Origin of the sequence: Thiocapsa sp. (assembly GCF_018399035.1) — a bacterium.
Classification (GTDB): Bacteria; Pseudomonadota; Gammaproteobacteria; order Chromatiales; family Chromatiaceae; genus Thiocapsa.
This window is the reverse complement of record NZ_CP073760.1, coordinates 1,887,095-1,904,772: the sequence shown is the minus strand read 5'-3', so window position 1 is coordinate 1,904,772 and position 17,678 is coordinate 1,887,095. Positions and strand designations below refer to the sequence as shown.

Sequence of the window (17,678 nt, the reverse complement as noted above, 5' to 3'; positions counted from 1 at the left end):
ATATCTACAGGTTGTCGGTGGCTGTTCGAGCGCAAACCATTTAGACTATACGGGATGTGCATCCGGCGCACGATTGTTACCGCAACGCAGCGACCGGGGCCGTGCGGGATGTCTCACGTTCCTGGAGCCCTTGCTCTGCGATTCGCGAGGGGGATCGTTTCGATCATCGGATGTCGATGATTGATGGGCGGCCTAAACGAAAAATCCCGGAAATTCCGGCTCAATCGGATCTTCAAGGGGTTCGGCCAGTCAAATCCAGCGCAACCGTTCGGCAGCGAAAGCATAGGATATCGATGACGCATTTCCGGAGAAATCTACTCACCGGGGTGGTGACCGTGATCCCGCTCATGGTGACATCCTTTGTCTTCATGTTCTTTCTCGACCTGCTCTCGGGGATCGGGCGACCCAAGGTGATCATCCTCGCCAACGCCGTGCGACCGCTGTCGTCGGACATGGCCCGCTGGATCCTGGAGGTGCCGTGGCTGTCCTCGGCACTCGCGATCACGCTTACCCTTTTGATGCTCTATCTGCTGGGATGGGCCGTGACGCATCTGATCGGGCGCAGAATCCTGTCGAATCTCGAGGACTGGCTCAAGCGTATCCCGTTCGTGACGACGGTCTACGGAGCGACGAAGAGGCTCGTCGAGGCATTTCAGACCAACGGGATCGAGAAATCGCGAAAGGTCGTGTTGGTCGAATTCCCTCACACCGAGATGAAGGCGGTCGGATTTCACACGCACACCATGATCGACCGGGAGAGCGGCATCGAGCTGGCGGCGGTCTATGTCCCGACCGCACCGAACCCGACCAGCGGCTATCTCGAGATCGTGCCTTTGGATCGAATCATCCCTCAGGATTGGTCGGTCGACGAGGCCATGACCTTTGTCGTTTCGGGCGGCACGACGGCACCTGATACCATACGATTCACCCGCCCTGTTGTGCCCCGATGCGGGCAGCCGGGTCCGGCGACAACCGCCGCATTCACGGTCGAGGGCGTTGTGTGCCCGCCCGGCGCGCGCGCGGCAAATCGCTGAATTCTTCGCAACCTAAAGGAGTTAAAGCATGAACGAAAAGCCGGCAATGGTGCCGCCGGGCCCCGATGAACGCCGGGGTCCCCTCGGCAATCAAGCCCACGATGCAAGCAAGGCCGATCAGCGCGACCCGTCGGGCGCAGGTTCGAGCGCGCAAACGGGCTCGCGCCCTTCGCCGCTGCGTGTTTTGGGAATCGGGCTTGTGCTCTACGTTGCCGTCGTACTCGCACTCGGCGTCGTCTGGTCGCGCCAGCCACCCAGCTTCGACGTTGCAGCCCTCCAGGCAGAGGAGCTTGCGGCCTCCGGAGGCAGGGCGGTGCCGGGGACGGCGGTCGTGGCCGCGGCGATCGGCGTCGGGGAGACGCTGTTGAATAAGCCGGGTGGGCTCATCTACAACGACCTGAGCCCGCCGGGGATCTATCTGGACAACATGCCGAACTGGGAGTATGGCGCGCTCAAGGAGCTCCGTGATTCCGTGCGAGCGCTTCGCAACGACTTCAGTCGCTCTCAGACCCAGTCACTCGAGAACGAGCATGCGAAGCGCGCAGACACGAAGCTCGCGATCGATGTCTCCTCGTGGATGCTGCCCTCGGCCGAAGACGAGTATCGTCAAGCGCTCGATGCGTTGCGCCTCTTCTTGCGCGATCTCTCCACCGGAAAGGACCAAAGCGCGCGCTTCTACGCCCGTGCGGACAACCTCGCCTCCTATTTGTCGGTCGTCGAGAAACGGCTCGGCAGCCTTGCCTTGCGTTTGAGTGCGAGCGTGGGCGATCACGAGCTGGCCGCCGCATTGGTTCTGAGCGTCGGCGACGGTAATGGCGAGTTGGAGTCAGTGACGATCGACGGCGGCGGAACCTCGACGCCGTGGTACCTGGTCGATGACATCTTCTACGAGGCCCGCGGCTATACCTGGGCCTTGTTGCATATGATGCGGGCCGTCTCCATCGATTTCGCGGACATTCTGGCGTCCAAGAATGCGGATGTCTCGATCCAGCAGATCATTCGAGACCTCGAGGGTGCGAGCAAGACGATGGCCAGCCCGATCGTGCTCAACGGGCACGGCTACGGCTTATTGGCCAATCACTCGCTCGTGATGGCGTCCTACATCTCGCGCGCCAATGCTGCAGTGCTCGATCTGCGGATCCTGATGCAGCAGGGCTGAACCGCGTCCCGCACTAAGAGGCACTGTTGTTGCGTCGGCTCGGCGTCGCGTGAATCAAGCGGCGTAGGAGCCGACGCGATTCAGGTAAGGACAGCAAAAAAAGGGGCCTTTCGGCCCCTTTCAACATCATGACGGCGCGATCAACCCGAGATTGGGCTTGATCCGTTGCTCGTCTCCGGCATCCTCAGCCGAATGAGTCCTTGACGATGTTCTCGTACCAGCTATAGCCATACTGCACCTCGCGAGCCAAGGCCCAATCGGGTGCATCCATCGGCGTGACGCCGCCCGAACCCTCGACGTCCGCGATCGTGCTGCCGTCTTCGGCCATCCGATAGACGCCGGCGACGGAGATGCCGTAGTCCGTGCCGACAATCGAGTAGCAGGTGTTGACGTACGAGGGTGTCCCGGGCTCATCGCCCTTGAGCATGGCGACGACCGCAGCCGCAGCGACCTTGGCCTGGCTGTTGGCCGCATAGCCGGACTTCGGCATGGCGCCGGCGATACAGGCGTCGCCGATGACGTGGATGCCGGGTTGGAGCTTGGACTCGAAGGACCGGAAGTCGACCGGACACCAACCGCCGTCGTCCGCAAGGCCTGCGCTCTGGGCGATCTCGCCGGCCCGCTGCGGCGGGATGATGTTGATGATGTCCGCCTTGATCTCGTCGCCGAATCCGGTCTCGACCGTCATCTCGTCGACCTTGACCAGGCTGACCGCCGCGTCCGGACCCGGACGCCACTCGATCAATGCATTGTCGGTCCCGTAGCCGTAAAGTCGCTCCCAGGCTTGGGTAAAGAGCCCCTGTTTGGAAAACGCCTGCTTGGAGTCGAGGATGATGACCTTCGACTTGGGCTTGTTGGCCTTGAAGTAATGGGCGATCTGACTGGCGCGCTCGTAGGGCCCGGGCGGACAACGGAAGGGGTTGGCCGGTGCCGAGATGAGGACGACGCCGCCGTCGGCCATGTCTTCGAGCTGCTTGCGCAGGATCAGGGTCTGCTCGCCGGCCTTCCAAGCGTGCGGCAACTTCTGAGCGGCCTCTTCGCTGTAGCCTTCGACCTTGTCGAACAGGATCTGGATCCCCGGCGCGACGATACAGCGGTCGTAGCCGAACTCGGTGCCACCTGCGGTCTTGACGACCTTCTTGTCGGCATCGATACCTGCCGCAGTGTCGTGCACCACGTTGATCCCGTGCGCCTTGAGTCCGTCGTAGCCGACCTTGAGCGTATCGAAGGCGCGGTCGCCGCCGAGCACTTCGTTGCTCAGATAGCAGGTGATGTATTCCTCGTTGGGCTCGATGACCGTGACGTCGATGCTCGAATCGGCCATCTTGATGTACTTCGCGGCAGTCGCACCACCGGTGCCGCCGCCGACGATCACGACCTTCTGAGTCGCGCCGAGGGCGAGGTGAGGAGCACCGACCAGTCCAACTGCGGTCGCGGCACCGGCAACCTTTACGAAATCACGTCTGTTGATTTTCATTCCGTTTTCCTCCGGTGGCTTTACTGCTGGCTCGCGTAGAAGGCGAAGAGTGCGGCAATACCGCCTTCTCCCTCCTTCTCGAGCATGTCGTCCAGCTTGCTTCTCATCTTCTTCGGCATCTCGCGACGGTCTGCCCGGAAATCCTCCATCGTGTACTGAAGGTACGGCGTCCATTGACCGGCAGTCAGGTAAAAATCCTCCGCAGGCTCCCCGGTTTCCTCGTCGATCAGGGGCGTGCCGCCCTCGGCGTGACAATTCTCGCAATACTTATCATGCAGCTTGGCGCCGGTATCGACGAGTGCAGTATTGTATTCCTGCTGAGCCGGCCTGAACCGCTGACTGTTGAAGAACTGGGCCATCTTCTCGAACTCTTCCGTCGTATATCCCTTGGCGATCCGGCCCATGATCGTCGAGTAGATGTCGCCGCTCTTGTAACCCTCCATCATGTCAATAAAGACTTGGGGGTGGATTCCGATGATGATGGGCGAGGCGGGTCCCTCGCTTGCCCCGTAGACGCCGTGACAACCGGCACAAGTGTTTCCGAGCATCGATGCGGTGGCGTCGGCATTGGCTCCCGAGGACACGCCGAGCGCAAGTGCGCCGGCAAGTAGGGCCAATCTTGGTGATATCGTGGCCATGCTTCCTCCAAGTGGTCGTTAGGTGTTGTCGGTAACGCGCGGCGCTCGATGCCGCGATGCAGAAGGGGCGTCCTTGTTGCGTCCCTCGTTGCATTCGGTGTCGCCCCGGGCCGCGTCGGTCGCGTCGGCCTCAAGGGCTTGGTCGCTGCGCCAGGAGCGCGGCGGCCTCTTGATTGCCTCGTTGCTCCGCCAGATCCGTGGCGGTGCGCCCATCGCGGTTGGTCAGCGCGGGGTTGGCGCGATAGGTCAACAGGATTTGAATCAACGCTGCGTGGTCCGTGACAACCGCTTCCATCAACGCGGAGGTGCCGTCCTCGTCCTGAAGGTCGGGATTCGCCCCGCGCTCGAGCAGGAGCAGGGCGGCGTCCGGATGTCCTTGGCTGATCGCCAGGATCAGGGGCGTTGCTCCGAGCCCGTCGCGCGCATTCACGTCGGCACCCTCGTCCAGCAACGCCTTCACCACATGCCAGTGGCCGGCGTCGGCCGCGAGCAGCAGCGCTGTCTCGCCTTCCTTGTCCCTGGACTCGAGCTCCGCACCGGACCCGATCAAGATGTCGACGACCTCGACCTGTCCGTACGCCGCGGCGAGCATGAGCGCGGTTCGCCCGTCCCGATCCGAAGCCTTGGGATCCGCGCCCCGGAAGAGCAGCTGCTCGACCATGTCGGAGATGCCGTAGCGCGAGGCGATCATCAGCGGATCCCAGCCGACGCGGGTCCGATCGTGGACATTCGCGCCACGCTCGATCAGGACGGCCGTGATGCCGATGTTGCCGTGCTCGGCGGCGAAGGTGAGCGGTGTGCAGCTTGCGACGGTGCGGGCATTGACGTTGGCGCCTCTGGTGAGCAGCAGGGCAACCGTCTCGAGGTCGTCCGATTCCACGGCGATCATCAGGGCCGTCTTGCCGAATTCGTTGGGGGAATCGACCGGAACCCCTTGGTCGAGCAAGCCGGCGACGGTCTCGGTATCGCCGATCATTGCTGCGAGGCGCAGCTCCTTGGCGAGGTCCGGGCTTGCCGGATCGGCCGCATGCACATGCCCGAGCAGCAGCGTGCCCACAAGCAGCAGGAGGCGCGTGGCCATCACCCGTCGACCTTGCTTGGAAACTTGGATGACACTCATGACGGACCTCGACGTGTTCGCTGCATGGCTCGCTCAGGCGGCGTCCGGGTCGGCGGGCTGTGTTGCGCCGGCCGTCCCCGGGGCCGCTTCCGTCGTTGTTGCGGACGCCTTTGGGGGCTCGGCGTTCGGCGGCTCGTCGGGGAGATCATGGGCGATTCCCTTGTGGCAGTCGATACAGGTCTGGCCGCGATCCTCGGCCGCGCCGTGTCGACTTCGGGCCGAGCGACTCTGAGCCGATAAATCCATGTTGGAAAAGTCGTGACAGGTCCTGCAGGTGTTGGAGTCCGTGGCCTTCATCCTGTCCCAGACTCGATTGGCCATCGCCCAGCGATGCTCTTCGAACTTCTCCGGCGTATCGATCGTCCCTCTGAGCTCATGATAGACGTCTTTGACGGCCATGATTTTGGCGTGGAGCTTCGGGAAGAACTCCCGCGGGACATGACAATCCGAGCAGGTCGCCTGCACGCCGGACGCGTTCTTGTAGTGGGTCGTCTCCCGGTACTCTTCGTAGGGCACCTGAAGACTGTGGCAGGAGACACAGAGATCCATGCGGTTTGAATAGGCAAGACCGCCGGACATTGCGGCGGCAAATCCGATCCCCGCCACAAACACAATTGCCAAGACGACAAGCGATGTCCTGCGCGTGGATTTGCGTTCTTCAGACATAGACATCCTCTTTACGGCGACGACTGGGGGACGTCGTTGGCCGTCACGGCTCTTATTGTTGTCGACGCCGTACGGGCGTTAATTCTTTGACTATTCGCAATCGATGTTACGGCATCCGTGCCATGCTTGCCAAGGTGGGCAAGCGTTCGGTTATCGGTTATCGGTTATCGGGTCGAGGTCGAGCGGCGGGCGTGGGGCTGGGCCAAGCGGATCGAGCGGGTTTCAGTCCGCGTCGCGTCGTGCGCCGATCCCGCGCTCGCGCGCGAACTCGAGCATGCGGCGAATCGGCACCAGCGCGCGTCTGCCGAGGGCCGGATCGATCAGGATCTCCTGGTCACCCTCGAGCAGGACCTGCTCCAGGTTCTGCAATGCATTCATGGCCATCCACGGGCAGTGTGCGCAGCTCTCGCAGGTCGCGCCTTCACCGGCCGTCGGGGCCGGGATCAGGGTCTTGCCGGGCGCGAGCTGGTGCATCTTCCAGAAGATCCCGGCGTCTGTCGCGACGATGAACTCGCGGTTCGGCATCTCGACCACGGCTTTGATGAGCTGGGTGGTCGAGCCGACCACGTCGGCCTGATCGACGACCTCGTCCGGGGATTCCGGGTGCACGAGCACAGCCGCCTCGGGATGGAGCTTGCGTACGCGCTCCAGCGCGCAGGACTTGAACTCTTCGTGAACCACGCAGGCGCCGTCCCAGAGCAGCATATCCGCTCCGGTCATGCGCTGGACATAGTGTCCTAGATGCTTGTCGGGCGCCCAGAGGACCTTATGGCCCTGCTCGGCGAGATAGGCGACGACGGGCAGGGCGATGCTGGAGGTGACGACCCAGTCGGACCTGGCCTTCACCTCGGCACTTGTGTTGGCATAGACCACGACGGTGCGGTCCGGGTGGGCATCGCAGAAGGCGCCGAAGGCGTCGGCCGGACAGCCTTCGTCGAGCGAGCAGGTGGCGCGAAGATCCGGCATCAGGATCCGCTTCTCGGGATTGAGGATCTTCGCCGTCTCGCCCATGAAGCGAACACCGCAGACGACCAGCGTCCGTGCACTGCTGGCGGTGCCGAAGCGCGCCATTTCCAACGAGTCGGAAACACAGCCGCCGGTCTCCTCGGCGAGCGCCTGCAGGTCGGCATCCGTGTAGTAATGAGCGACCAGGACCGCATCCTGCGCCTTGAGCAGCGCCTTGATCCGATCCGTGAGCTGCGCTTTTTCGAGTGTGCTCAGCGTCGGCCATTGCGGATGCGGCGGCACCGCAATGGCCGGTCGCGACGCCTGCTCGGGTGCTGGGATGCTCATCGTGTCACCGGTGATTGCGGTTCGGTCAAGCCGCGGAGCGCTTCTTCTTGCCGAGGACGGCGGCAGGATCGTCGGGGAGTTGCGCGGGGTGCGCCTTGTGCGACGACTCCTTCAGACCCTTCGGATTCGTATAGCGTTCGTTGAGCGTCTGCACGAAATTCTCGCAGTTCTGAAGGACCTCGTTGATCTGCGCACGGGTCTTGCTGCTCCAGCCGATCATCCGGCCGATGATGACCGGGCGATAGAAGCGGGTGTTCTTTTTGAAGGCAGACATCAGATTCCCCGGCGGGTTCTTGCGTGCGACCTGCTTTTTCAGCCAGGGCTCGACGCTCATCGCGGCCAGTTTGCGAACCGTGAAATGGGTGCCGATGGCCAGTGCGATCAGCGTCCCGATCAAGGCATCGTGGCCCCATGTGTAATGGCTCGTCAGCACCTCCAGCCAAGCGGGTTCATAGGCGAGCCCGACCCAGTGCCCTGCATTGATACTCCAATAGACGAAAAAGGCACCGACAAGCGCGATGAGTGCCGCGTCGGCGACCAGGGTGCGGGTGCGCCAGCGCCGTACGGCGCTCTGCAGCAGGGGCACGGCCTCGTGGCCGAAGGCGTTGGCGGTCTCGCGCAAGGCTGCGATGATTCGGTACGCGCGCTCGATCTCCACGCGCTCCATGCGCAGGAAGACCTCGCCGAGGTCTTCGTCGCGCTTTTTCTCGAAGCGCTTGCGCTTGTGCTCGTCCGGGATGGGAATCGCGACTTCCGGATTGTAGATGGTATAGAAGCGGCCCGCGGTCAAGCCCGCTTCGCCGATCGCGCGCAGCCAGGCCGCGACCACGTCCTCCGGGTTGTCCTCGTTGGCTGCGGTATCGAGCTGATTGAGGATGTACAGGAACTTGCCCGAATCGGCACGGTGGATGGTGTCCTTCACCAGATGCTTGAGTGTGTCGCGCATCGCACCCGGCTCCGGGTGGCGCGCGTCGAAGAACACCAAGACCAGATCGGACAGGCCGATCATATGGTCGCTGATGCGCAGGATCCCCGTGCGCTGCGCGTCGGCGTCGAAGCCGGGCGAGTCGATTATGATCTTGCCGCGCAGACGTTCGCTGCAGCTGGTCTTGAGCTGCAGATAGGCATCGATGCGTTTGCCTTCCCCGCCGGCGACCTGCTCGATGTCGTGCGACATCTGGTAGAAGGGGAAGCGCGGATCCGAGTCGAGCGAGACGCCCGGAAGCGAATGACTGACCTTCTCCGGACTGTAGACAATGACGGTGAAGCGATCGTCGACGGCTTGATTGCCGGTGCGTTGCAGCTTTTGTCCGAGAAAGTAATTGATGAAGGTCGACTTGCCCGCCGAGAAGGTGCCCAGGATCGAGATCAGCGGCCACCAGGGGATCTGGGTCGCGAACGACTGGTTGGGTTCGAGCAGGCCCGTCCCGTACGCAACGCGGTCGATCGCCCGAAAGCTCTGCACGGCACTGAGCAGGACCGGGTTCTCTTGCTCCAGATGAGACTCCAGCTCCTGCATGCGCTGTTGAACGGCCTCGGCGGTAGACGGCATAGGGTCAGCTCCTCGATCTGGATACAACGCTTCGCTTTAAGGGGCAAGGCAAGGCAAGGCAAGGCGTTAAGGTAATGGGAACAGCGGCGTCCGAGGCGCTCGGCGTCATTGCCGGCAGGCTACATTCGTCGCGGCGGCCAAGCCGATCCGGCCCCGACCGCAATCGCGCACGATGTTACACTGAAGTTCGGCGGGATGGATAGCCGGTCACGGACTAGGGGTACTCGGATCGGGCTCGGCTTGCGGGCACGGCGACGGTGGCGTGTTTTGTCGGTGTCGAGCTCCTCGTTGCCGTGACCGTCGCGTCGAGCCGGCGTTTGTCGGCTTGAATGTCGAGCGGCGTCGAAGGCATACTGGGATACTGCGCCGTCCGGAGAATGAAAAGACAACGCGGCACTGAGCAGGCCACAGGTGCCGGGCTCGGATGCTGCGGATCAGCAACGGATGAGCGCCGGACGCGCGAGGCTGTCCGGTGTCCACGGCAGGTCCGAACGCCATAGCGCCGATCGGACGTGCGACAAAAAACCCAGCGTTTGGTGTGCGATCCGATGTCAATACAGTTTCGAACCGCCCGTTTTGCGTGCACGCTCGCCGTTGCCGCGGCTGTCTCGTCGGGCCTGGTCCAGGCCCAGATGCAGGCCGATATCGGCGAGACCTTCGTCGTTCAGCAGGCGCAAGGTGCACCCACCGTCTCCTTGGGCGGCAGTGTCGTCCCCTATAAAGAGGTGACGCTTGCCGCACAGCTGCCCGGTCGCATCACCTTCATCGCCGGCCGCGAGGGCGATACCTTCAAGGAGAAGGATCTGCTCGTGGCGATCGGCGACGAGGAGCTGCTCGCGAATCGACGCGCGCTGCTCGCTCAGATGGCGAGCGCCGATGCCCAACTGCGCAATGCGGGGGTTCAGTACTCGAGAGAGATCTACTCGCCGCAATCGCGTTCCGCGATGGGCGGGATGGGGCTGCCGAATCTGTTCGATCAAATGTTCACGGGACCGGCCGAGAGCTTCATCGGGGAGCGCGACCGCACCGCCGAGCGCTCGGCCGATCTCTTCGCCTCCGGGATCCAGATCCAGGAGGCGCAAAACGCCATGCTGCGCCTCCAGGCGGAGCTTCAGGCGCTCGACTCCAAGATCCGCGATGCCCGCAGCATCGCGCCCTTCGACGGGGTGATCGTGCGCAAGCTCATCGAGGTCGGGGATACCATCCAGCCCGGGCAGCCCATGCTCAACTACGCCGACGTGGAGTACCTTCAGATCGAGGTCGATGTCCCGGCGCGGCTGCGTCCGGGCCTGCGCGACGGGATGATGGTCCAAGCCGAGCTCGATCCGGACAATCGTCGCGTGCCCGTCCGGGTGGCTCAGATCTTCCCGATGGCCGATCCGCAACGTCACACCGTCAAGATCAAGTTCGATCTCCCGCAGGGCGTGTCCGAGCCCGGGATGTACGCCAAGGTGCTGGTGCCGGACCTCAACGCGCCGGCGCGTGCCAATCCGGTCATCCCGAGCAGCGCGGTGCGCTACAACGGCAGCTTGCCCGGGTCTATGTTCTGAGCGAGCGGGGTGAGCCTCAGCTGCGCCTGATCCGCGTCGGCGAGGAGCTCCCCGGCGGAATGGTCACCGTTCTGAGCGGGCTTCGTGCCGGCGAGAGGGTCATCACAAATCCCGGTCCCCGCGTCACGGCCGGTTGGGCAAGCGGATCACCCGCGGATCGCTGACAACCGCTCCCTTCAGCCCCGGCGATCGCACCGCGATCGCCCGCGCAATCCATGTCGCAGCGATGCGGCGCAGGCCCGGTTAATCTGGATTCGACATGAGCCAAGACGTCACATCCCCTCCGCAGGATCGCAAGGATCCCGCGTACGACGAGGACAGCCTCGGAATCGCCGGGCGCACAGCCCGATTCTTCATCCGCTCTCCGCTCTCGCCCCTCTTCTACGTCGCCATGCTGATGATGGGCCTGCTCGGTCTCATCATGACGCCGCGTCAGGAAGACCCGCAGATCTCGGTGCCCATGATCGACATCATGGTGCAGTATCCGGGTGCATCGGCCCAGCAGGTCGCCAATATGGCGATGCAACCGCTCGAGCGGATGATGAGCGAGATTCCCGGGGTCAAACACGTGTACTCCGCGTCTCAACGCGGCCAGGGGATCGTGACCGTCGAGTTCGTGGTCGGGGAGAAAATGGGCCCCTCCTTGCTCAAGGTGAACGACAAGGTCGCCTCGAACATGGATAGGATCCCGCCCGGGGTCCTGCCGCCGCTGATCAAGACCAAGGGGATCGACGACGTTCCTATCGTCACGCTCACGCTTTGGTCCAGGGACCTGGACGGGGACGGAATACCCGATGTCGACGACGGTCAGTTACGCCTGCTTGCCCAGGATGTGCTGCAGGCGGTCAAGCAGGTCAGGGATACGGGCAACGCCTTCATTGTCGGCGGACGCCGCGAGGTCGTGACCGTCGATGTCCTCCCCGAGCGCCTTTCCGGGTATCAAATCAGTCTGGATCAAGTCGCGCAAACCCTCGTCAGCGCCAACGCCGAGCAGGTCGCAGGTGGTCTCGAGGCGAGCGGTGCACGCTTCTCGGTCACGACCGGCGCCTTCTTGACGGGTGTGGAGGACATCAACCGTTTGGTGGTCGGAACCTTCAATAACCTGCCGATCTATATCCACGATGTGGCGCGCGTGACCCAGGGTCCCGAGGATGCCTCCGAGCTGGTCGCCTTCTACACCGGGCCGGCATCCGAGATCGAGGACGCCGCGGACGGTCGTCCGGCCGTGACGATCGCTGTCGCCAAGAAGGAGCTGACCAACGGCGTGACGGTGGCGAACGCCATCATGGAGCGCGTCGAGGAGCTCAAGGGCTCGCGAATCCCGGCCAACGTCGAGGTCAGCGTCACGCGCAACTACGGGCAGTCCGCCGACCAAAAGGTCTCGGAGCTGATCGGCAAGCTGATCAAGGCAACCCTGTTCGTGGTCATCCTGGTGCTGCTGGCCTTCCGTGCGGTGCGTCCGGCCATCGTCGTGATGCTGGTCATCCCGGTCGTGCTCTTCATGACGGTCTTCGTGGCCTGGGTGACCAACTACACGATCGACCGGGTGAGTCTGTTCGCGCTGATCTTCTCGATCGGTATCCTGGTCGACGACGCCATCGTGGTGGTCGAGAACATCTATCGGCGCTGGCTCGAAGAGGGACGCACCGACGAGGACACGGCCATCGACGCCGTGCGCGAGGTCGGCAACCCGACCATCCTCGCCACCTTCACCGTCATCGCGGCTTTACTGCCGATGGGGTTCGTGAGCGGCATGATGGGCCCCTACATGGCGCCGATCCCGGTGTTGGGCTCGGTGGCGATGTTCATCTCGCTGTTCGCGGCCTTCGTCTTCACGCCCTATCTGGCGATCTCCAAGTGGCTGCGACCCTCGATGAAATATCTCGAGGCCGCGGAGAAGCGCGAGCACAAGGAGGCCGAGGGTCTCGAAAAGCTCTATCGACGAATCCTGACACCCCTGATCGAGCACCGTAGCAAGCGCCTGATCTTCAAGCTGGTCCTCTGGGGCACCTTCCTCGTCACCCTGTCGTTCTTCTATTTCAACCTGGTGGCGGTCAAGATGCTGCCGCTGGACAACAAGCCCGAATTCTCGGTCGTGCTCGACATGCCGGAGGGAACGGCGCTGCCGGTGACGGCGAACCTCGCGCATCGCATGGCCGACAAGCTGCGCAGCATGCCCGAGGTGACCGCCATCCAGCTCTATGCGGGGACTGCGCGACCCTTCGACTTCAACGGCATGGTGCGTCATTACTATCTGCGCTCGGATCCCTGGCACAGCGAGCTTCAGGTCCAGTTGACGGACAAGCACGACCGGGATCGCACCAGTCACGAGATCGCGGTCGAGGCGCGCGAGCTGCTCGGAAAGATGGTCGAGGGCACGGGCGCAGCGCTTGCGGTGGTGGAGATGCCGCCGGGTCCGCCGGTACTGCAATCGGTCGTCGCGGAGGTCTACGGACCGACGCCCGAGCTGCGACGTCAGTTCGCACGCGACCTCACCGACATGTTCGGCAAGGCCGAGAGCACCCGCGATGTCGACAACTATCTGAGAGGTGCCTTCGACTACTGGCGCTTCAACGTAGACACCGAAAAGGCGGTGCGTCGCGGGATCTCGGTCGACACCATCAACCGCAATCTCGCGATGGCCCTCGGCGGCTCGCCGATCGGCGACATCAAGCCGCAGGCGGGGCGCCAGATGGGCCACGAGCCCGTGCAGATCGTGCTGCAGGTGCCTCTGGCCGAACGTTCCCAGGTCGATCGCCTCGGCGATCTTCCGATCCAATCCAATCAGGGATACACGGTCCCGCTGCGCGAGCTCGGCGAGTTCCAGTTGACGCCGGAAGAGGACATCATTTACCACAAGGACTTACGGCCGGTCGAGTATGTGGTGGCCGATGTCGGCGGGCGGCTTGCGGCACCCGTATACGCGATGTTCCAGGTCGAGCGTATTCTCAACGAGCAGGACTACACGGCACCGGACGGAACCAAGCCGCAAGGCAGCGAGGAGATGGACGACGCCATGTTCTGGCTGGGTCCGCCCCCCGACAGCAGTCGCCTTGCCTGGACCTGGGCGGGCGAGTGGACAGTCACCTACGAGACCTTCCGCGATATGGGCGCCGCCTTCGGTGTTGCGCTGATCCTGATCTATATCCTGGTGGTCTGGGAGTTCGGCAACTTCCGCATCCCGCTTGTCATCATGGCGCCGATTCCGCTCACCCTGCTCGGCATCATCCCGGCGCACGCGCTCATGTTCAGCCTCGGACTCGGCGGGGAGTTCACCGCGACCTCGATGATCGGTTGGATCGCGCTGGCCGGCATCATCGTCCGAAACTCGATTCTGCTCGTGGATTTCGCGATCCACGAGATCCAGAAAGGCGTGCCGGTCGCCGAGGCCATGATCCGCTCCTGCAAGATCCGCACGCGCCCGATCGTGATCACGGCTTTGGCCTTGGTCGCGGGCTCGAGCGTCATCATCACCGACCCGATCTTCCAAGGCATGGCGATCTCGCTGCTGTCCGGGGTGCTGGTCTCGACCGTCCTGACGCTGATCGTCATCCCGCTCGGCTGCGTTGCTGCGGGCGACGACATGTGTCGGGTCGCTCTTGCGACGGCCCCGCCCGGAACGAGTCTTCCGTGCATGACGGATGCCGAGCCGCGGCAGGCACCGCGCACGAGCTCCGGCGGCGGTGTCAGCCGATTCTTCGGGAAGGTCGTGGAGTTCTTCATTCTTGCGCTCTATGCGTTGCGCGGGATCTTCCTGCTGCTCTTCGAAGCGGCGAAGAACGCGTTCAAGACCAAGCCCGCTCGCCAGCCGGCCGCACGCTCCGCGACGACGACAGCCGGCGCCGATACGCCCGTGGAGAAGGATGTACCCTCCGCCAAAGGCGAGAGCGCCGCATCGGAGCCTGCCCGGACCGTGACCAAAAAGCGCGCGACAACGGCGTCGAATGCAAAACCGACGACGCGTAAGACGGCGGCGAAGAAGGCCGCAACGACTGACACTACGAGTCAGGCGGTTCAGAAGAAGGCGCCTCGGCGCGGCATTCGATTGAAGATCGACGACGAGAACGACACGGGTGATCGTTAAGGTCGCGCGATGACACCTTTCCTGCTCCTCTCCGGGCTGCTGCTCGGCCTGGCCTCCGCAACGGCGAGTCAGGGGGCCGGCGCGGCGGAGTCATGGGGCCAGGCTCGACAACCGACATGGGGCGATGCACCGGTTTATTCCGGTGGATATCCGGATGCGACCTCGACCCCCGAGCCTTGGGTCGCGCCCGACGATCGGGCAGTGTACGGGGGTTGGCGTGAATCCTCACCGGGCCCGTCGCCGTGGGGCGAGGGTGCCGGATCGGCCTCCCCGCAGCCGGAATATCGGTTTCGCGGTGACCCGCAGCCGTGGTCGGGTCGCTGGAGCGGGCAGGAGGAGACGCCGGAATATAGGTTCCGACCGCTGACGGGTCGGGAGGCGGAGCAGCGCGCGCAAACGCCGGGCTGGCGTCCGCTGGAGCCGGGCCGAGACGATCGCGGCGGGCGGACCCGGGCCCCCGCGGGACTGATGGACGCGCTGACGCCGCCGCCTCGGACGTTCGGCTTCGAGCCGACGCCTCGGCCTTGATCCGGCGCCGGCTCGCCCGGACCCCGACTGCCGATCGGGCCGCTCGCGACCGGATTGCGGCCATGGCGATCGACAGCGGGGCGGGTGCGATGCGGCGGGCGCCGCAAATGACCCCGATCGAGGCGCGGGGTGTTGTCGTGACTGATCACCGATCGATGGGAGGAGAAGACAAGATGAGAACGCAAACGCAGGCTGTGTTGGGTATCGCGCTCGCATCCGCCTTGGCGGCCACGGCGCACGCGGAGATCTCGGGTGTCCAGTTCTCCGCCGACATGATCAGTCAAGGCTCGGACGGGCAGGCCGAAACCGTCAAGATGTTCGTGGGCGACGGCCGGATGCGCAAGGAGATGACGCAGCAGGGTCAAGAGGTGATTCAGATCATCGATCAGAATCGCGGGATGATGTGGGTCCTCTTCCCCGATCGACAGACCTATATGGAGCAAGGAGGTGCGCCGGGCGAAGGCGCACCCGCGCCGGCGCCGCCCCCGACCGCGGAGACCGATCCCTGCGCCGGTATGCCCGGTCTGACGTGTCGACGTGCCGGCGAGGAGGCGGTCGGAGGGCGGGCCGCGGTGAAATGGGACATGGTCATGACCCACGAAGGCCAGTCCATGAACGGAACCCTCTGGATCGACGCCGAGCGCGCGATTCCGCTGAAACACGAGATGTCCAACGGCGAGAAGATGGAGCTCGTGATGGTCGGCACCGAAACCATGGAAGGCCGCCAAGTCGAGAGATGGGAGATGACCACGACCGCGCCCGATCAGCCGCCGACCCGGGTTCTGCAATGGTACGATCCGGAGCTGAAGCTGTCGGTGCGCGAGGAGTTTCCGGGCGGTGGCGTGCGCGAGCTCAAGTCGATCCGGATCGGCGCTCAGCCGGACCATCTGTTTGCGGTGCCCGCCGGGTACACGCGCATGGAGATGCCCCAGCCCGGACAATAGTCGCTCGGGGCGGCATCGCGGATGAACGCGGACGCGGAAGCACGGCATGATCACGATCGTCGGAAGTCTTAAGGGCGGTTCGGGCAAGAGCACCTTGACCTTCAATCTGGGGGTGTGGCTCTCGATGGCGGGGGTGAAGGCTCAGCTGATCGATGCGGATCCTCAGGCGACCCTCACCGACGTCATCGACGTGCGTCGGGAAGAGGGGTTCGATCCCGTTCTGAAGGCGTCGGACAAGCGGGCCCTGAGGGTGGAGCAATTGAAGGCCGCCGACGAGACCCTCATCGACGTCGGGACCTCGGACATGGAGAGCCTGCGCACGGCGCTTGCGCGGTGCGACCGCGTCGTCGTGCCGGTCCCGCCGTCGCAGGCCGATATCTGGTCGACCCAGCGTTTCATCCAGTTGATTGCCTCGGTCGAACGGGAGACGCCTCCCGACATCATCGGGTTCATCAATCGGGGCGACACCCACCACGGGGTTCGCGAGACCAACGAGGCTGCCGCCGCGTTGGTCTCGCTCCCCGGTATCCGCTTCATCAAGCCGAGGCTCTCGCAACGCACCGTTTTTCGGCGCTCGTTCAGCGAGGGCTTGGCGGTGTTCGAGCTGGAGTCCCGCGGCAAGGCGGCGCGGGAGTTTCTCGGGCTGGCCGCGACGCTCTATCCGCACCTCGTCAGTTGATCCGCCGACGAGAGGCCCCGTCGCTTCATGCCTGCCGGCTTGGCTGTCGGTCACGTTGCGGGACCGATTCGTCCGCGGTCATCGGTGCGCCTTGTCGCACGCTACAATTCTGTTAAGCTCTTGAGGCAACGGGAGCGGAGACGGATCATTAATCGTCTGACCACAGCAATGGCCGTGCTGATAGCCTTGTTTTTAACGCGGTTTAAATCGCTTGGTTGACGTCCCAACCTCGACTCTCATTCGAGACCCGTTGGTTACAGCGCCTTTCGCCTTACGGAAGGCTATTTTCACGAAAAGAGTGCATGTGATGCCTGGCGGTAACTCGCCGACCATGTTTGCTTTTTTTATCAACTGATCAAGAGCCGGCCCGAATCATGGCGCAGAACGAGATCCCGAGGACCGACGCCTACCCGGACGGCGCGGTATCGAACGAGCAAGCGGAGGCCGATGCGCGCGCCGCAGGCGTTACCGAGACGCAGATTCATGCCTTTGCGATCGATCGCCTGTCCCAGGCGTTCGAAACCAGCGCAAAGCGCTGGGAGCTGATCGTCTATCCCAGCCTGTTCGCCTTCATCATCCTCGCCGCCTACGGGTTCTACCTGGTCTTCAGTCTTGCCAAGGACGTCCACTATCTGGCCATCAGTGTGGATACCAACATGACGGTGCTGGCCAGCAACATGCAGTCGATCTCCGACAACATGGGGCAGATGAGTGCAAATGTCCGCACCATGGCGGTGAGTGTGGATTCGATGGCACGGGACGTAAACACGCTCGAGCCCATGCTGACGAGCATCCAGACCATGGATCGTTCGATGCAGGCGATGACCATGTCGACCTCGTCCATGCGCAACGACATGGCGGGCATGAATCAAAACATCGGCCGCCCGTTGCAGTTCATGAATTGGTTCATGCCTTGGTGATGGATCGCGATCCCTGCAAGGGTGTTTAGGGCCC

13 protein-coding genes and 1 pseudogene are annotated in these 17,678 nt (G+C 63.5%); 8 read left to right on the top strand and 6 right to left on the bottom strand.

The window, feature by feature from the left end; all coding sequences use genetic code 11:
* Positions 1–293: 293 nt before the first annotated feature.
* Both KFB96_RS08665 and KFB96_RS08660 read left to right on the top strand, forming a co-directional pair.
* A complete protein-coding gene (locus tag KFB96_RS08665; RefSeq protein WP_213462294.1) occupies positions 294–1,034 on the top strand; it encodes a DUF502 domain-containing protein in 741 nt (246 codons plus the stop codon).
* Between the two features lie 28 nt (positions 1,035–1,062).
* The gene (locus KFB96_RS08660) at positions 1,063–2,193 is read left to right on the top strand and encodes a DUF2333 family protein (protein WP_213462296.1); all 1,131 of its coding nucleotides are present in this window, start codon (positions 1,063–1,065) and stop codon (positions 2,191–2,193) included.
* 184 nt (positions 2,194–2,377) lie between these two features.
* Here the strand turns inward: KFB96_RS08660 and KFB96_RS08655 are convergent, their stop codons facing one another.
* The 6 genes from KFB96_RS08655 to KFB96_RS08630 all read right to left on the bottom strand — a co-directional run bounded on the left by KFB96_RS08655 (position 2,378) and on the right by KFB96_RS08630 (position 8,939).
* Positions 2,378–3,670 carry an FCSD flavin-binding domain-containing protein gene (locus KFB96_RS08655; protein ID WP_213462298.1) on the bottom strand — a complete coding sequence of 431 codons (1,293 nt, stop codon included), beginning with the start codon at positions 3,668–3,670 and terminating at the stop codon, positions 2,378–2,380.
* 20 nt (positions 3,671–3,690) lie between these two features.
* Positions 3,691–4,308: a cytochrome c4 gene (locus tag KFB96_RS08650; protein ID WP_213462299.1), complete on the bottom strand. Its 618-nt coding sequence runs from the start codon at positions 4,306–4,308 to the stop codon at positions 3,691–3,693.
* A 130-nt stretch (positions 4,309–4,438) separates the two neighbouring features.
* Positions 4,439–5,428: an ankyrin repeat domain-containing protein gene (locus tag KFB96_RS08645; protein ID WP_213462301.1), complete on the bottom strand. Its 990-nt coding sequence runs from the start codon at positions 5,426–5,428 to the stop codon at positions 4,439–4,441.
* A 33-nt stretch (positions 5,429–5,461) separates the two neighbouring features.
* Complete coding sequence (locus tag KFB96_RS08640) at positions 5,462–6,094, bottom strand: NapC/NirT family cytochrome c (RefSeq protein ID WP_213462303.1); 633 nt, start codon at positions 6,092–6,094, stop codon at positions 5,462–5,464.
* Positions 6,095–6,316: 222 nt separating this feature from the next.
* Positions 6,317–7,387 carry a quinolinate synthase NadA gene (gene nadA / locus KFB96_RS08635; RefSeq protein ID WP_213462305.1) on the bottom strand — a complete coding sequence of 357 codons (1,071 nt, stop codon included), beginning with the start codon at positions 7,385–7,387 and terminating at the stop codon, positions 6,317–6,319.
* A 25-nt stretch (positions 7,388–7,412) separates the two neighbouring features.
* Positions 7,413–8,939: a dynamin family protein gene (locus KFB96_RS08630; protein ID WP_213462307.1), complete on the bottom strand. Its 1,527-nt coding sequence runs from the start codon at positions 8,937–8,939 to the stop codon at positions 7,413–7,415.
* 632 nt (positions 8,940–9,571) lie between these two features.
* Here KFB96_RS08630 and KFB96_RS08625 point away from each other — a divergent pair.
* The 6 genes and pseudogenes from KFB96_RS08625 (at position 9,572) to KFB96_RS08600 (ending at position 17,644) form a co-directional block, all read left to right on the top strand.
* Positions 9,572–10,653, top strand: a pseudogene (locus KFB96_RS08625) (efflux RND transporter periplasmic adaptor subunit).
* Between the two features lie 95 nt (positions 10,654–10,748).
* The gene (locus KFB96_RS08620; RefSeq protein WP_213462309.1) at positions 10,749–14,573 is read left to right on the top strand and encodes an efflux RND transporter permease subunit; all 3,825 of its coding nucleotides are present in this window, start codon (positions 10,749–10,751) and stop codon (positions 14,571–14,573) included.
* 9 nt (positions 14,574–14,582) lie between these two features.
* On the top strand, positions 14,583–15,101 hold the full coding sequence (locus tag KFB96_RS08615) for a hypothetical protein (protein WP_213465354.1): 519 nt from the start codon (positions 14,583–14,585) through the stop codon (positions 15,099–15,101).
* Positions 15,102–15,274: 173 nt separating this feature from the next.
* Positions 15,275–16,045, top strand: coding sequence for a hypothetical protein (locus tag KFB96_RS08610; protein WP_213462313.1), 771 nt, complete (start codon positions 15,275–15,277; stop codon positions 16,043–16,045).
* Positions 16,046–16,091: 46 nt separating this feature from the next.
* A complete protein-coding gene (locus KFB96_RS08605) occupies positions 16,092–16,724 on the top strand; it encodes an AAA family ATPase (RefSeq protein WP_213462315.1) in 633 nt (210 codons plus the stop codon).
* A 374-nt stretch (positions 16,725–17,098) separates the two neighbouring features.
* On the top strand, positions 17,099–17,644 hold the full coding sequence (locus KFB96_RS08600; protein ID WP_213462317.1) for a hypothetical protein: 546 nt from the start codon (positions 17,099–17,101) through the stop codon (positions 17,642–17,644).
* Positions 17,645–17,678 lie beyond the last annotated feature (34 nt).

Bases quoted from the DNA above. Each gene is read 5' to 3' on its own strand.
- KFB96_RS08665 (WP_213462294.1), top strand. From the start codon at position 294: ATGACGCATTTCCGGAGAAATCTACTCACCGGGGTGGTGACCGTGATC.
- KFB96_RS08660 (WP_213462296.1), top strand. From the start codon at position 1,063: ATGAACGAAAAGCCGGCAATGGTGCCGCCGGGCCCCGATGAACGCCGG.
- KFB96_RS08655 (WP_213462298.1), bottom strand. From the start codon at position 3,670: ATGAAAATCAACAGACGTGATTTCGTAAAGGTTGCCGGTGCCGCGACC.
- KFB96_RS08650 (WP_213462299.1), bottom strand. From the start codon at position 4,308: ATGGCCACGATATCACCAAGATTGGCCCTACTTGCCGGCGCACTTGCG.
- KFB96_RS08645 (WP_213462301.1), bottom strand. From the start codon at position 5,428: ATGAGTGTCATCCAAGTTTCCAAGCAAGGTCGACGGGTGATGGCCACG.
- KFB96_RS08640 (WP_213462303.1), bottom strand. From the start codon at position 6,094: ATGTCTGAAGAACGCAAATCCACGCGCAGGACATCGCTTGTCGTCTTG.
- nadA (WP_213462305.1), bottom strand. From the start codon at position 7,387: ATGAGCATCCCAGCACCCGAGCAGGCGTCGCGACCGGCCATTGCGGTG.
- KFB96_RS08630 (WP_213462307.1), bottom strand. From the start codon at position 8,939: ATGCCGTCTACCGCCGAGGCCGTTCAACAGCGCATGCAGGAGCTGGAG.
- KFB96_RS08620 (WP_213462309.1), top strand. From the start codon at position 10,749: ATGAGCCAAGACGTCACATCCCCTCCGCAGGATCGCAAGGATCCCGCG.
- KFB96_RS08615 (WP_213465354.1), top strand. From the start codon at position 14,583: ATGACACCTTTCCTGCTCCTCTCCGGGCTGCTGCTCGGCCTGGCCTCC.
- KFB96_RS08610 (WP_213462313.1), top strand. From the start codon at position 15,275: ATGAGAACGCAAACGCAGGCTGTGTTGGGTATCGCGCTCGCATCCGCC.
- KFB96_RS08605 (WP_213462315.1), top strand. From the start codon at position 16,092: ATGATCACGATCGTCGGAAGTCTTAAGGGCGGTTCGGGCAAGAGCACC.
- KFB96_RS08600 (WP_213462317.1), top strand. From the start codon at position 17,099: ATGGCGCAGAACGAGATCCCGAGGACCGACGCCTACCCGGACGGCGCG.